The organism is Novosphingobium sp. FG90 (assembly GCF_057808725.1).
Genome location: NZ_JBMDIO010000002.1, coordinates 246,139 through 258,775 on the forward strand (window position 1 = coordinate 246,139; position 12,637 = coordinate 258,775).

A 12,637-nucleotide genomic window follows, 5' to 3' on the forward strand; every position below is an offset into this window, starting at 1 on the left:
TCCAGCACGAAGAAGATGGCCCATGGCACTTGATATTCTGATCGTCGACGACGAGCGCGACATCCGCGAACTGGTCGCCGGCGTGCTGAGCGACGAAGGCTACGAATGCCGCACGGCGGGCGACAGCGACGCCGCGCTCGCGGCGGTCGATGCTCGGCGCCCTTCGCTCGTCCTGCTCGACGTGTGGCTGCATGGCAGTCCGATGGACGGGCTCGAAATTCTCGACGCGATCAAGGCGCGCGAGCCGGAACTGCCGGTCATCATCTTCTCCGGCCACGGGAATATCGACACGGCCGTCGCCGCGATCAGCCGCGGTGCCATGGACTTCATCGAGAAGCCCTTCGAAGCTGAGAAACTGCTGCACCTCGTCGGCCGCGCAACCGAGACCGAGCGCTTGCGGCGCGAGAATGCGCAGTTGCGCCAGGGCGTCTCGATGGGCGAGGAGTTCACCGGTTCCAGCGGCGTCATCAACCAGGTCCGCGCGACGCTCAAGCGCGTCGCGAACACCGGCAGCCGCCTGCTCATCACCGGGCCGGCCGGATCGGGCAAGGAAGTGGCGGCAAGGCTGCTCCACGCCTGGAGCCCGCGCGCGGGCAATGCCTTCGTCAGCGTCAACTCTGCCCGCATCACGCCGGAACGGTTCGAGCAGGAACTGTTCGGCGAGGAGGCCGACGGCACCCTGATCCGCTCCGGCCTACTGGAAAGTGCGGACGGCGGCACGCTCTACTTCGACGAAGTGGCGGACATGCCGCTTTCGACTCAGGCGCGCATCCTGCGCGTCCTGACCGACCAGGCCTTCGTGCGCGTCGGCGGCACCCGGCAGATTCGCGTCGACGTCCGCGTGGTTTCGTCGACCTCGCGGGATCTGGAAAAGGAAATTGCCGAGCGGCGCTTCCGTGAGGATCTGTTCTACCGCCTCAACGTCGTGCCGATCTCCATCCCGGCGCTGCGTGAGCGTCGCGACGACATCCCTGCGCTGGTCGATCATTTCTTCGCCCGCTACGCGAACGAGCAGGGCGTATCCCCTCCGCCGGTAAGCGGTGAGGCGATGACCGCGCTCCAGGCCTACGAATGGCCCGGCAACGTGCGCCAGCTGCGCAATGTCGTGGAGCGCACCGTGATCATGGCGCCGCGCGAAAAGCTCGCCAAGATCGAGGCGGACATGCTGCCGCCGGAAATCTTCAACAGCCGCGGAGGGGCCGACACAGGCGTCACCGTGATGATGAGCGCGCCTTTGCGCGAAGCGCGCGAGAGCTTCGAGCGGGAGTACCTTCGGGTGCAGATCCGGCGGTTTTCCGGGAATATCTCGAAGACAGCGGCCTTCATCGGGATGGAGCGTTCGGCGCTGCATCGCAAGCTCAAGTTGCTTGGCATGTCGGAACGGCGCGAGGACGAAACGGACCTCGACGAGACGATCTGAGTTTCGGTGTAACATTTCTGCTACAAAAACCCCGTTTACTGCATTGCAGCAAATGGGTAGTTTCCGATTCGAGAACGGCCCGTGCCAACGGCGGGACCAGATCGCGGACCGCATGGGCGGCCGCCAAAAAGAAGGAGCATACACATGGCTGGTCGTACCCTTTCCGCGCGCCCCAAAGCGACGCCGGAGCTCGAAACTGAAGAGGCCGCGCCTCCTGCCGTTGCCGCGCCTGCGGCTGCGCCCGCCCCGGCATCGACGGGCTCGTCAGCGGGCAAGAGTGGTCAGAACCTGCAGGACCAGTTCCTGAACCTGCTGCGCAAGAACAAGACCCCGGTCACCATGTTCCTAGTCAAGGGCGTGAAGCTGCAGGGTATCGTCACCTGGTTCGACAATTTCTCGATCCTGCTGCGCCGAGATGGCCAGTCGCAGCTCGTCTACAAGCACGCTATCTCGACGATCATGCCGTCAACCCCGGTCGATGCCCGTCAGTTTGGCAATGGTCCCGAGAACGCGAAGAAGCAGCGCGTGCTGCAGGACGTCTTCCTTTCCAGCATCCGCAACGCGGGTGTGCAGGTGACGATGTTCCTCATCAACGGCGTCATGCTCCAGGGTCGCGTCGCCGCTTACGACCTGTTCTGCATGCTGCTTGAGCGCGAAGGCTATGTGCAGCTGGCGTACAAGCATGCGGTTTCGACGATTCAGCCCGTGACTCCGGTCGATCTTCAGGCGCATGAAGAAGCCGACGACTGAGAGAAGCTGAACCAACTTGAACGATGAACTGAAGGGCGAGGTCACGCGCGGTGCGCGTGCCCTCGTCGTCTATCCGCAGATGAGGGGGCCAAGGGGCGATCGCAGCGACCTTGACCCCGAAGCCCGCCTCGAAGAGGCTAAAGGTCTGGCGCTCGCGATCGGCCTCGAAGTGGTCGAGGCGATGGCCATCGTCATCCGCGAGGCGCGCCCCGGCACGCTGTTCGGCGAAGGCCAGATCCAGAACATCGCGACTGCCTGCAACCTGAACGAGGCGGAACTGATCATCGTCGACGGTTCGCTCTCGGCGATCCAGCAGCGCAACCTCGAGGAAAAGCTAAAGCGCAAGGTCATCGACCGCACCGGGCTCATCCTCGAAATCTTCGGCGAGCGTGCTGCGACGGCCGAGGGCCGCCTGCAGGTCGAACTCGCGCACCTTGATTATCAGGCGGGGCGTCTGGTCCGCAGCTGGACTCACCTTGAACGCCAGCGCGGTGGCTTCGGCTTCCTCGGCGGCCCGGGCGAAACGCAGATCGAGGCGGATCGCCGCATGATCCGCGACCGCATGGCCAAGATCCGCCGTGAACTGGAGCAGGTGCGCCGCACCCGCGGTCTCCACCGCGACCGGCGCGAAAAGGCGCCGTGGCCGGTGATCGCGCTGGTCGGCTACACCAATGCGGGCAAATCGACGCTGTTCAACCGGCTGACCGGAGCAGGCGTCATGGCCGAGAACCTCCTGTTCGCCACGCTCGATCCGACCATGCGGGCGATTCGCATGCCGGGCCTCGAAAAGGCGATCCTGTCCGACACGGTGGGCTTCATCTCCGACCTGCCGACCGAACTGATCGCCGCGTTCCGTGCAACGCTCGAGGAAGTGACCGCCGCGGATGTCATCCTCCACGTGCGCGACATCGCCAACCCGGACACCGAGGCACAGAAGCGTCAGGTTCTCGACGTCCTGGCCGACCTCGGCGTGATCCAGCCCCCGCTCGACGATCGCAAGCAGCGTCAGGCTCCGGCCCTTGACTGGTCGGACGATGAGCCGGACGATGAGCCCGAGCCGCAGGTTCCGATCATCGAGGTCTGGAACAAGTGGGACTTGCTCGCCACCGATCAGGCGCACGAACTCCATGAGGTCGCGGCACACAGGGAAGGGGAAGTCATCGTTCCCGTCTCGGCGCTGACCGGGGAGGGCTGCGATGCCCTGCTCGAAATCGCGAGCCGCAACCTGACCCGGGATTCGAAGCTCTACAGCTTCGTCCTGCCGGTCGCTGACGGCCAACGCTTCGCGTTCCTTCACGCGCGCGGCGAAGTGGTATCCGAAGAGGATGCCGGCGAGGGGGAGCAGGGACCTCAGATGCGGCTGGAAGTGCGCTTGTCTGAACGGGAATTCGGGCGCTTCATGGCCCTTTGACTACCGTTATGGTGGCGTTGTGTGCCGTGATGCGCGCTTATTCGGCGCGCTTCACGGCCTGCCAGTAACCTTCCTGTTCTTCTAGGGAAAGTGCTGCAAAATCGCGGTTTTCCTGGGCTGAGAGGGTTTCCATCGCCCGGAACCGACGCTCGAACTTGGTGTTGGCGGCGCGCAGCGCATCTTCGGGCGCGATGCCGTTCATACGCACGAGATTGACCGCCGCGAACAGCAGATCGCCGGCTTCCTCCAGTCGTTCCGCAGCCCCGGCTTCGGCGAGTTCCTGCATTTCCTCGCGCACTTTGTCAGCGGCTCCGCTCGGATCGGGCCAGTCGAAACCAACCCGGGCCGCGCGTTTCTGCAGTTTTTCGGCCCGCATCAGCGCCGGAAGCGAGAGCGCCACACCGTCGATCGCGCTGGTCGCTCCCTTGGCGGCACGCTCGTTGGCCTTGAGCTTTTCCCAGCGATCGGTCTGGACATCGTCGGAAATGTCGTCACCGAAGATGTGCGGATGGCGGGCTTCGAGTTTGTCCGAGATCGCGGCGGCGACATCGCCAAAAGCGAAATGCCCGAGTTCTTCCGCCATGCGGGCGTGAAACACGACCTGGAGCAGCAGGTCGCCAAGTTCCTCGCGCAAGGATGGAAGATCGCCATGGGCGATGGCTTCGGCAACTTCGTAGGCTTCCTCGATCGTGTACGGTGCGATCGTCGCGAAAGTCTGCTCCTTGTCCCATTCGCAGCCGTCCTGCGGATCGCGCAGGCGGGCCATGATGCTCAGAAGGCGGTCGATCTGCTGGTGTCGGCTCTGGGTCATACCTGAAATGATAATGATGATTATGTAAAGCTAAGAACGGTGATCATGGGGCGATCCTCAGCCCGGACCACTGGATCACCATGACGAGTCCAATGATGATCGCGGCCCATATGGCTGCCAGGCGCAGTGCCTGTCCGCCACCGAGCCCGCGAATCTGTGGGTTGCGCAGCGCCAGGACCAGACAGCCGATGATTGAAATCAGCGATACGATCATGGCCGTCAAGTTCATGGCGCGATCACCAGCCCATCATAAGCGACCTGCACGTTCGCAGGCACCGAAGCGCTCAGTGTGGCATAGTCCATGCTCTTGTCGAGATGCGTCAGCACGGCCGTGCCGACTCGGCAGACTTCAGCAAGTTCCAGAGACATGGCCAGATGCGCATGAGTCGGATGCGGTTCGCGGCGAAGGCAATCGACGATCAGGACATCGCAACCGTAAAACAGGTCGATCATGTCGCGTGTAATCTGGTTGAAATCTGTCGCGTAACCAACTGATTTTCCATCGGCATCGAACAGAAATCCAGTTGAGTCCATGCCTCCATGGGGCATCTGGGTGTGGCTTACGCGAAAACCTTCGCAAAGGCGCAGCGTGTCCAGATTCTCCAAAGAAATCAGCGTTGGATAACCATGCTGACCGGCAAAGACATACCCGAAGCGCTGTCGGAGGCGCCGTACCGTTTCGGAGTCTGCGTAACCCGGGATCGGTCCGGCGCGGCCATAGCGCAGTGGGCGAAGGTCATCGATGCCGTGGCAGTGATCGGCGTGATCGTGCGTCCAGAATACCGCGTCTATGCGGTGTATGTCATTCGCGAGAAGCTGCGCGCGCAGATCGGTCGGTGTATCGACCAGGATGCGGGCTCCAGCATCGCTTTCAAGCAGGATCGCAACGCGCGTGCGGCGGTTCCGGGGCTCCTCAGGATCGCACAGCCCCCAATCGGCCCCTCCATTCTCGCCGCCGAGCCGGGGGACTCCGGTGGAGGTGCCGCTGCCAAGGATCGTCACCTTCATGCGTAGCGCGCCTTGGTGAACAGCGCGAAGAAATTGCGGGTCGTCACTTCGCCGAGATGCTCGACGCTGGTTCCGCGCAAATTCGCGACGAAGGCGGCGGTGTCGGCAGTGAACGCCGGCTCGCACTTGTGGCCGCGATGCGGAACTGGCGCGAGGAAAGGCGAATCCGTCTCTACGAGAAGACGATCCTCAGGAATGGTCTTCACGACTTCCTGCAAGTCCTTGGCATTCTTGAAAGTCACGATGCCGGAAATGCTGATCGTCAGACCGAGCTCGAGTACCTTGCGTCCAAAGTCCGCGCTGGCCGTGAAGCAGTGGATCAGCGCGGGGAAACCGCCCTTCCCCATCTCCTCCTCAAGAATACGCGCGGTGTCATCCTCGGCGTCGCGCGTATGGATGATGATCGGCAGGCCAGTCTCGCGCGCGACGGTGATATGGGTGCGGAACAGAGCCTGCTGCACGTCGCGGTCGGACTTGTCGTAATAATAGTCTAGCCCGGTTTCGCCGATGCCGATCACTCGCGGATGGGCTGCGGCTTCCAGCAAGGCGCCCTCGCCCAGATCGGCATGCTGGTCCGCCTCATGCGGATGGATGCCGATCGAAGCCCATACGTCCGGTTCACGGGCCGCCGTGCCGACGACGCGGTGCCATTCCCGCTGCCGGGTCGAGATATTGAGAAAGCCTTTGATCCCCGCCGCGCGTGCGCGGGCGAGCACGGCCTGCTGATCTTCGACCAGACCTTCGTATTCAAGATGGCAGTGGGAATCGATAAGCATCAGGCTGCCGCTTCCTCGGGCAATTCAAGGCGGGGGAATACACCCTGCGGCTTGTCGACCTTGAAGCCGGAAGCGATGAGAGTGTCGATCCACCCGGTATCCGCGAGCGCTGCATAATTCCGGGCATCGGCGGCTTGCCCCATCTGGTCGAGCAGTGCGTCGATTGCGGTCGGCACCACAGGCCTTACGGCAATGGCAAGATCGCGCACGACGCGGAAGAGCGTCATCAGCACGGCTTCCATGCGGGCGGGATCACTCTTGCGCAGTGCCCAGGGTGCCTGCTCGTCGACATATTGGTTGCAAGCGAAGACGCCGCGCATCCATGCTTCCAGGCCAGTGCTGAAATCGAGGGCGTCAAAGGCCTTGCGAAGACCGGAAATGCCCTCGGCTACGGCGGCGAACAACGCGGTGTCCGCTTCGCTTTGCTCAAGCCCGGACTTCAAATTCCCATCCATGTTCTTGTAAATCATGGAAAGACTACGCTGAGCCAGATTGCCAAAGCTGTTTGCGAGCTCCGCATTGGCGCGGGTCACGATGGCCTCGGCCGACCACGAACCGTCCTGTCCGAATGCAACCTCGCGCAGGAAGAAGTAGCGTAGCGTATCGACGCCGAAGGTTGCCGCCAGCCCGATCGGATCCGTGACGTTGCCCAGTGACTTCGATTCCTTCTGCCCGCGATTGAGCAGGAAGCCGTGTCCGAAGACCTGCCTTGGCAGATCCAGGCCTGCGCTCATCAGGAAGGCGGGCCAGTACACCGTGTGGAAGCGGACGATGTCCTTACCGATCAGGTGAACGTCGGCAGGCCAGAACTTCGCGAAGTCGCCCTGCTGTTCAGGAAAGCCGAGGCCGGTGATGTAGTTGGTCAGCGCATCGACCCACACGTACATGACGTGATTGTCGCTGCCGGGAACCTTGATGCCCCAGTCGAAGCTGGTGCGCGATACCGACAAGTCGCGCAGGCCGCCTTCGACGAAGCGCTGGATTTCATTGCGGCGGCTCTCGGGCCGGATGAAGTCGCCCGAGGCGTAGAGTTCCAGCAGTTTGTCCTGATACTTGGACAAGCGGAAGAACCACGATTCCTCTACCGTCCATTCCACCGGAGTGCCCTGCGGCGACAGCTTCGTACCGTCTTCTCCAGCGAGCAGTTCGCTTTCGTCGTAATAAGCTTCGTCGCGGACCGAATACCAGCCTTCGTAGCGATCGAGATAAAGGTCGCCGTTCGCTTCCATGCGACGCCACAGTTCCTGCGTAGCGGCGTGGTGGCGCGGCTCGGTAGTGCGAATGAAAACGTCGTAACCGACATTCAAAGTGTCGCACATTTCCTTGAAATATGACGACATTTCATCTGCAAGAGCAGCCGGTGTGGTATCGAGGTCGCGCGCCTTCTGGGCCATCTTCAACCCGTGCTCATCCGTACCGGTCTGGAACCGGACGTCGAAACCTTCCGCCTTCTTGAAACGGGCGATCACGTCGGCAGCGATGGCCTCGTAGGCATGGCCGATGTGGGGGCGCCCGTTGGGGTAGCTGATGGCAGTGGTGATGTAATAGGGCTCGCCCATGCGGCGTCGCGCTTTCCTGGCTGGTGTTTACAGGTCAATGTTCAAGCACGTTCCGAACTTCCTTTAGGAGTCCGGCAAACGCGCTAGCGTGCGGCTTCTCTAGGCATCGCGGCCGAGGCCAGCAACCCGCCAATTTCCATTATGAGGAGCCCGGCATCGAAATTGTAGGTTGGCGCTTGCGTCGCCAGCTTCGTCAGCGCGCCGTAAGCCTCGATAATGCCGAGTTGGCGACGACGCGGCGCGTCTCGCAACTGGTGGACGAGGACCGCCCGGGCCAGTTCAAGCGCAGCCAGTTGGCGGTCGCGCGCCGGTCGCCCGCCCATCTCGTCGGCAAGGGCTCCGCGAAGGAGGAAATCCGGGTCGCCGCGCTGGAGGATGCGCATCATCAGTTCGTGAACGGCGCCGAGGTCATGCTCGACGATGTCGAGCGCTACTCCGGGCGATCCCTGGGCAGCGGCGATCGCAGCGGAACGCGCGGCGGCATCGGACTGCGGTGCGTCGCGACGGATCACAGCGTCGAGTTCGTTCCGATCCAGCGCCGCGAAGCGCAGGACCCGGCATCGGGAACGGATGGTCGGCAGCAGGCGCCCGGGCTGGTGCGTGACGAGCAGGAAATAAGTCCCCGCCGGCGGCTCCTCCAAGGCCTTCAAAACCGCGTTGACCGCGCCCTTTTCCATGTCGTCGGCAGGGTCGATGATGATGGCGCGGCGATCGCCCAGCGTCGGCTTGGTCGCGAGGCGGCGGATCATGCCGCGTACCTGGTCGACGGTGATGTTGCGCTTGGTCTGGTAGGGCTTGCCCTCGGCCTTCTTTTTCGCTTCGTCGTCGTTGGCGGGAAGGTGATCGAGGATGTGGATGTCGGGATGGCTCTCGACATCGGGAACCGGAGCGCTGGGCTGGCGAACCAGTTCGGCAGCGGCGGCCCGGGCGAAAGCGCGTTTTCCGAGGCCTTTGCCGCCACTCAGCAGCCAGGCATGGTGCATACGTTCGGACGCGATGGCAGCCAGCCATTCCTGCCACGCGGCGTCCTGACCGATAAAGGGCTTGTCCATGCTCACCGCAGCAACGACGCCAGCGCGGCGAGAACCAGCGCCTGTGTATCGTGCGGGCTTCCATCGCCGTCGATCCTGGCGAAGCGTGTAGGCTCTGCGTCGGCGAAGGAGGAGAACGCGCTGGCGACGCGGGCATGGTAGGCGGCATCCCGGCCACCGATGCGATCGCTGCCGTCGGTGTCGCGCAGGGCAAGCCTCTGGACGGCCACCATCGGCGTCACCTCGATCAGCAGGGTCAGATCGGGCAGCAGGCCTTCGCTGCCGATGGCGTGAAGAGCGGCGATGTCGCTGTCGGACAACCCGCCGCCACCGCCCTGATAAGCGCGGCTCGAATCGAGATAGCGATCGCAGATGACCCATGCCCCGCGTGACAGTGCCGGACGGATCAGGCGATGGACGTGGTCGGAGCGTGCGGCGGCGAACAGCAGCGCTTCGGCACGCGGGTTCCAGCTTTCGCCACCATCGCCCTCGACTCCGTTGAGCAACAGGGCGCGTATCGCCTCCGCGCCCGGCGTTCCGCCCGGCTCGCGCGTGGTGACCACTTCGAGGCCGCGTGCGCGCAGTGCTTCGGCCAGCAGGCGGGCCTGAGTGGACTTGCCTGCCCCTTCTCCACCCTCGAGCGCGATGAATCGACCCTGCGTCATGTGAACAGGTTGATAAGCCCGTTCAGCAGTCTGTCCAGCCACCCCGCCGGTCCCACGTCGCGACCGGCGTAAAGCGGAACGCGGCCGGGAGCGAGACCGGCGACGCGGATTTCCAGTTCGCCGACCTGCTCACCCTTGCGAATCGGCGCCTTGATCGGGCCGCTGTAATGGACGGCGAGCGTGATGCCCGGCTGCGTGCCACGCGGGATGGTGGCGTGAACCTCGCGGTTGGCCACCAGCGGCAGCGAGCGGGCATCGCCCCCCTGCACTCTGGCCTGCGCGATCGTCTGGCCCTGATCGAAGAGATGCCGCGTGTCCCAGGCGGCGAAACCCCATTCGAGCAGCGCCTTGGCTGCGTCGTCGCGCAGCTTGGGCTGCGGCGAACCCGCCAGGACCATGACGAGACGGCGTCCACCGCGCTCGGCCGTACCAAGGAAGTTGTAGCCTGCCTCGCGCGTGTAACCGGTCTTGATGCCGTCCGCGCCCGGCACGACGCCCACCGTGGGATCATGGCTGCGCATGTGGACGTCGCGCCAGACCCAGTGCTTGTGGCCGGAAAATTCCCGATAGAGGTCCGGATAGCGGGTGATCATCGCATCGGCCAGCCGCACGAGGTCGCTGGCGGTGACGTAGGTATTTCCTTCATCCATCCAGCCGTTCGGCGTGTTGTAATGGCTGCGCGTCATGCCGAGGCGGCGTGCGGCGTCATTCATCTTCGCGGCCCAGCCCTGTACGCTGCCCGCATAGCCCTCGCCCAGCACTACGGCGGCATCGTTCGCCGAAGCGGTCATGATGCCATGGAGCAGGTCGCGCGTGGTCGGCCTGTCCTTGGTCGTGATGTACATGTTGGTGCCCTTGGCGAACCATTCCTTCTCGGTCTCAGGTCGCTCCTGGAACTGACGATCCATGCTGAGACGGCCCGCACCGATCTCCTCGAAAGCTACGAAGGCGGTCATCACCTTGGTCACCGAAGCGGGCAGGAAGGGCGTGTCAGGATGCTTCTGCGCCAGCACCTGACCCGAGCCGAGATCGACCAGCAGACTGACCGGGATCGGCGCGACCTGCGGTGGCGGGGCTGGAATGGACGCTGCTGAGGCACTCGCCGGGACCGTGAGGGCCAGCACCAGCTTGAGCATATTGGAAAACGACTTCAAGACCCGACTTCTCCCGCGCGCCTGTAGGCGTCTGGCTGCGCGCGGGAGATGGTTGAGGATCAGTCCGCGCCGAGGATTCGGGCATCCCTATAGCCCGCGCTCCTGGCCTTCTCCAGCGCCGAGGCAGCTTTTGCACGGTTGGCGTAGGGGCCAAGGCGCACGCGCCAGAACTTGCCTGCCGGGGAGACGCTGCCGCCAAGTTGCGCCGCGACCTTGCGTGCTGAGGATTCCGAAGAAAATGCGGCGACCTGCACGAAAGTCGAGCCCTTCGCTTCCGGCCTGGCGGCCTCCGTTGCGGGCTTCGGATTGGCTACCCTGGGCGGCGAAGGGGGCACCGTTTGCGACGGACGGGGAGCCGCCGGAGCGGAAGGGGCTGCGACTTTCGGTTTCGCTGCCAGCGGCGCCGGTGCCTGTTGGGCAGTCGGAGCCTTGGCTGCGAGAGGCGGCTCGCCGGTCGGCATGGCAGGCGGCGTCGAAGGCGGAGGGAGCAAGGGCGACTGGTCCGCCAGTTTGCGGCGAAGCACCTTGAGCAGCCCCTCGGGCGTCTCCATGCGTTCCGGCGCACGGCTCCCCGCGCGAAGGAGCGCCCGCTCCTGTTCCGGCGGGTTGACGCGGCGCACGCGCACCGGCGCCTTGCTGCCCGGTGCGATTCCGAGTTGTGCGGAGGCGTCGGACGAAAGTTCGATGAGCGCGTCATTCACCATCGGACCCCGGCGTTCGATCCGCACCAGGATGGTGCGCCCGGTTCCAAGCGCCGTCACCTCGACGTAGCATGGCAGCGGCAGCGTCTTGTGGGCGGCGGTGACCCCTGCGCCCTCCCCTGCGCCCTCCCCTGCGATCGCATTGCCGACCGCATCGTAGTTGAGCTGGTCGATCGGCGTCCACACTGTGCTGTCGATGGTAAACGGTTCGCCGACGACGACTGGGTAGTCGGCGGCAGGCCCGGTCGCGGGACCGGCCGGCTGCGGGGCGCGGGAGGCGGCGAACGCTCCCCCGGAACCGAGCAGGATCAGCGCCGCGAGCGGCAGGGCATGGTTAACGGGCAATCTCATCTGCAAGCAACCCCACGGACATGGCGTAGTAGTTCGAGCAGTTGTACTGGAGGATCACCCGATAATTACCGGTTAACAGATAAGCCGGTGTACCCGGCCCGTCTGGCTGGAACACCGAGGCGAGCACATCATTGCCGATCGCCCCCTGCGGCATCACGCCGAGAGCGCGCCATTGCGACACCGGCTTCCACTGGGAATGACGGGCGTGGACTGCGGCGCAGGAAGGCGACGACAGCTTTGTCGCATAGGCGTTGACGTTGAAACCGGAAGGCAGGCTGGCCTGCACGCCCCACGGCTGCCCGGGCCGCCACCCGGCGTCGCGGAAATAGTTCGCGATCGAGGCGAGAGTGTCGACCGAACTTGAAAAGATGTCCGCACGCCCGTCTCCATCGCCGTCCACGGCAAGGCGCAGGTAGACGCTAGGCAGGAACTGCGGATAGCCGAAGGCGCCTGCCCAGCTGCCCTTGAGCTGCGAACGTGGCACGCCCCGGTCGACCATTTTCATCAGCGCGATCAGTTCGCCCTCGAAGAGTTCACGGCGGCGGCCTTCCCATGCCAACGTCGCCAGCGAACGGGCAAGATCGAAATCACCGGTGTAGCTTCCGTAATTGGTCTCGTGCCCCCAGATCGCGAAGAGAATCGGTGCGGGCACGCCGTAGCGCCGCTCGATCTGAGGCAGGATGGAGCCTAGCGACGCATAACGCGCCTTGCCGCGCGCCACGATCGAACTGCCGACGTGCTGCGCGATGTAAGGCGCCAGTGGCGGCGGTGCTCCCCGACTGCCAGGCTGAGAGGTGTCGAGCGCGATGACCCGGTCGTTAGGCGTGAGGCCGCTCAGCACGCTGGTGATCGCGCCCTCGCTCACCCCTTGGGTGCGTGCATGGGACGCGACCGTGCGCAGGTAATCGGGGAAGGATTCCGGCTGTGCACAGGCCTGCGCAGCAGGAAGCGCAAGCACGATGGCGAAGACGGGAAGACGCAGGGATCGCATGAAGGTTGC

At 64.1% G+C, this 12,637-nt stretch carries 13 protein-coding genes; 3 read left to right on the top strand and 10 right to left on the bottom strand.

All coding sequences use genetic code 11. The features are described 5' to 3' along the window. The first annotated feature begins 22 nt into the window (after nucleotides 1-22). From ntrX to hflX, 3 genes are all read left to right on the top strand, one after another. Nucleotides 23-1,420: a nitrogen assimilation response regulator NtrX gene (ntrX, locus tag ACODRZ_RS02815; protein ID WP_488970987.1), complete on the top strand. Its 1,398-nt coding sequence runs from the start codon at nucleotides 23-25 to the stop codon at nucleotides 1,418-1,420. Between the two features lie 144 nt (nucleotides 1,421-1,564). Then, nucleotides 1,565-2,170, top strand: coding sequence for an RNA chaperone Hfq (hfq, locus tag ACODRZ_RS02820; protein ID WP_488970986.1), 606 nt, complete (start codon nucleotides 1,565-1,567; stop codon nucleotides 2,168-2,170). A 16-nt stretch (nucleotides 2,171-2,186) separates the two neighbouring features. After that, the gene (gene hflX / locus ACODRZ_RS02825) at nucleotides 2,187-3,581 is read left to right on the top strand and encodes a GTPase HflX (RefSeq protein WP_488970985.1); all 1,395 of its coding nucleotides are present in this window, start codon (nucleotides 2,187-2,189) and stop codon (nucleotides 3,579-3,581) included. 37 nt (nucleotides 3,582-3,618) lie between these two features. Here the strand turns inward: hflX and mazG are convergent, their stop codons facing one another. From mazG to ACODRZ_RS02875, 10 genes are all read right to left on the bottom strand, one after another. Beyond that, nucleotides 3,619-4,392, bottom strand: a complete 774-nt coding sequence (mazG, locus tag ACODRZ_RS02830; protein WP_488970984.1) for a nucleoside triphosphate pyrophosphohydrolase — start codon at nucleotides 4,390-4,392, stop codon at nucleotides 3,619-3,621. A gap of 43 nt (nucleotides 4,393-4,435) precedes the next feature. Further along, nucleotides 4,436-4,621: a hypothetical protein gene (locus ACODRZ_RS02835; RefSeq protein WP_488970983.1), complete on the bottom strand. Its 186-nt coding sequence runs from the start codon at nucleotides 4,619-4,621 to the stop codon at nucleotides 4,436-4,438. Further along, nucleotides 4,618-5,400 (bottom strand): MBL fold metallo-hydrolase, encoded by a 783-nt coding sequence (locus ACODRZ_RS02840; protein ID WP_488970982.1) that lies wholly within the window; start codon nucleotides 5,398-5,400, stop codon nucleotides 4,618-4,620. Before ACODRZ_RS02840 ends, ACODRZ_RS02835 begins: the two co-directional genes overlap by 4 nt. Next, nucleotides 5,397-6,176 carry a TatD family hydrolase gene (locus ACODRZ_RS02845; protein ID WP_488970981.1) on the bottom strand — a complete coding sequence of 260 codons (780 nt, stop codon included), beginning with the start codon at nucleotides 6,174-6,176 and terminating at the stop codon, nucleotides 5,397-5,399. The genes ACODRZ_RS02840 and ACODRZ_RS02845 overlap by 4 nt, the downstream gene beginning before the upstream one ends. Continuing rightward, nucleotides 6,176-7,735 (bottom strand): methionine--tRNA ligase, encoded by a 1,560-nt coding sequence (gene metG / locus ACODRZ_RS02850; RefSeq protein ID WP_488970980.1) that lies wholly within the window; start codon nucleotides 7,733-7,735, stop codon nucleotides 6,176-6,178. Before metG ends, ACODRZ_RS02845 begins: the two co-directional genes overlap by 1 nt. An 83-nt stretch (nucleotides 7,736-7,818) precedes the next feature. Beyond that, entirely contained in the window at nucleotides 7,819-8,793 is a 975-nt protein-coding gene (locus tag ACODRZ_RS02855) for a DNA polymerase III subunit delta' (RefSeq protein WP_488970979.1), read from the bottom strand. Next, nucleotides 8,790-9,431 carry a dTMP kinase gene (gene tmk / locus ACODRZ_RS02860; protein WP_488970978.1) on the bottom strand — a complete coding sequence of 214 codons (642 nt, stop codon included), beginning with the start codon at nucleotides 9,429-9,431 and terminating at the stop codon, nucleotides 8,790-8,792. The genes ACODRZ_RS02855 and tmk overlap by 4 nt, the downstream gene beginning before the upstream one ends. Next, nucleotides 9,428-10,585: a D-alanyl-D-alanine carboxypeptidase family protein gene (locus tag ACODRZ_RS02865; RefSeq protein WP_488970977.1), complete on the bottom strand. Its 1,158-nt coding sequence runs from the start codon at nucleotides 10,583-10,585 to the stop codon at nucleotides 9,428-9,430. The genes tmk and ACODRZ_RS02865 overlap by 4 nt, the downstream gene beginning before the upstream one ends. 59 nt (nucleotides 10,586-10,644) lie before the next feature. Further along, complete coding sequence (locus ACODRZ_RS02870; RefSeq protein WP_488970976.1) at nucleotides 10,645-11,637, bottom strand: SPOR domain-containing protein; 993 nt, start codon at nucleotides 11,635-11,637, stop codon at nucleotides 10,645-10,647. Next, nucleotides 11,621-12,628 carry a lytic murein transglycosylase gene (locus tag ACODRZ_RS02875; RefSeq protein ID WP_488970975.1) on the bottom strand — a complete coding sequence of 336 codons (1,008 nt, stop codon included), beginning with the start codon at nucleotides 12,626-12,628 and terminating at the stop codon, nucleotides 11,621-11,623. The genes ACODRZ_RS02870 and ACODRZ_RS02875 overlap by 17 nt, the downstream gene beginning before the upstream one ends. Nucleotides 12,629-12,637: the final 9 nt, after the last annotated feature.

Coding starts and splice junctions, on each gene's coding strand:
- ntrX (WP_488970987.1), top strand. CDS start 23: ATGGCACTTGATATTCTGATCGTCGACGACGAGCGCGACATCCGCGAA.
- hfq (WP_488970986.1), top strand. CDS start 1,565: ATGGCTGGTCGTACCCTTTCCGCGCGCCCCAAAGCGACGCCGGAGCTC.
- mazG (WP_488970984.1), bottom strand. CDS start 4,392: ATGACCCAGAGCCGACACCAGCAGATCGACCGCCTTCTGAGCATCATG.
- ACODRZ_RS02835 (WP_488970983.1), bottom strand. CDS start 4,621: ATGAACTTGACGGCCATGATCGTATCGCTGATTTCAATCATCGGCTGT.
- ACODRZ_RS02840 (WP_488970982.1), bottom strand. CDS start 5,400: ATGAAGGTGACGATCCTTGGCAGCGGCACCTCCACCGGAGTCCCCCGG.
- ACODRZ_RS02845 (WP_488970981.1), bottom strand. CDS start 6,176: ATGCTTATCGATTCCCACTGCCATCTTGAATACGAAGGTCTGGTCGAA.
- metG (WP_488970980.1), bottom strand. CDS start 7,735: ATGGGCGAGCCCTATTACATCACCACTGCCATCAGCTACCCCAACGGG.
- tmk (WP_488970978.1), bottom strand. CDS start 9,431: ATGACGCAGGGTCGATTCATCGCGCTCGAGGGTGGAGAAGGGGCAGGC.
- ACODRZ_RS02870 (WP_488970976.1), bottom strand. CDS start 11,637: ATGAGATTGCCCGTTAACCATGCCCTGCCGCTCGCGGCGCTGATCCTG.
- ACODRZ_RS02875 (WP_488970975.1), bottom strand. CDS start 12,628: ATGCGATCCCTGCGTCTTCCCGTCTTCGCCATCGTGCTTGCGCTTCCT.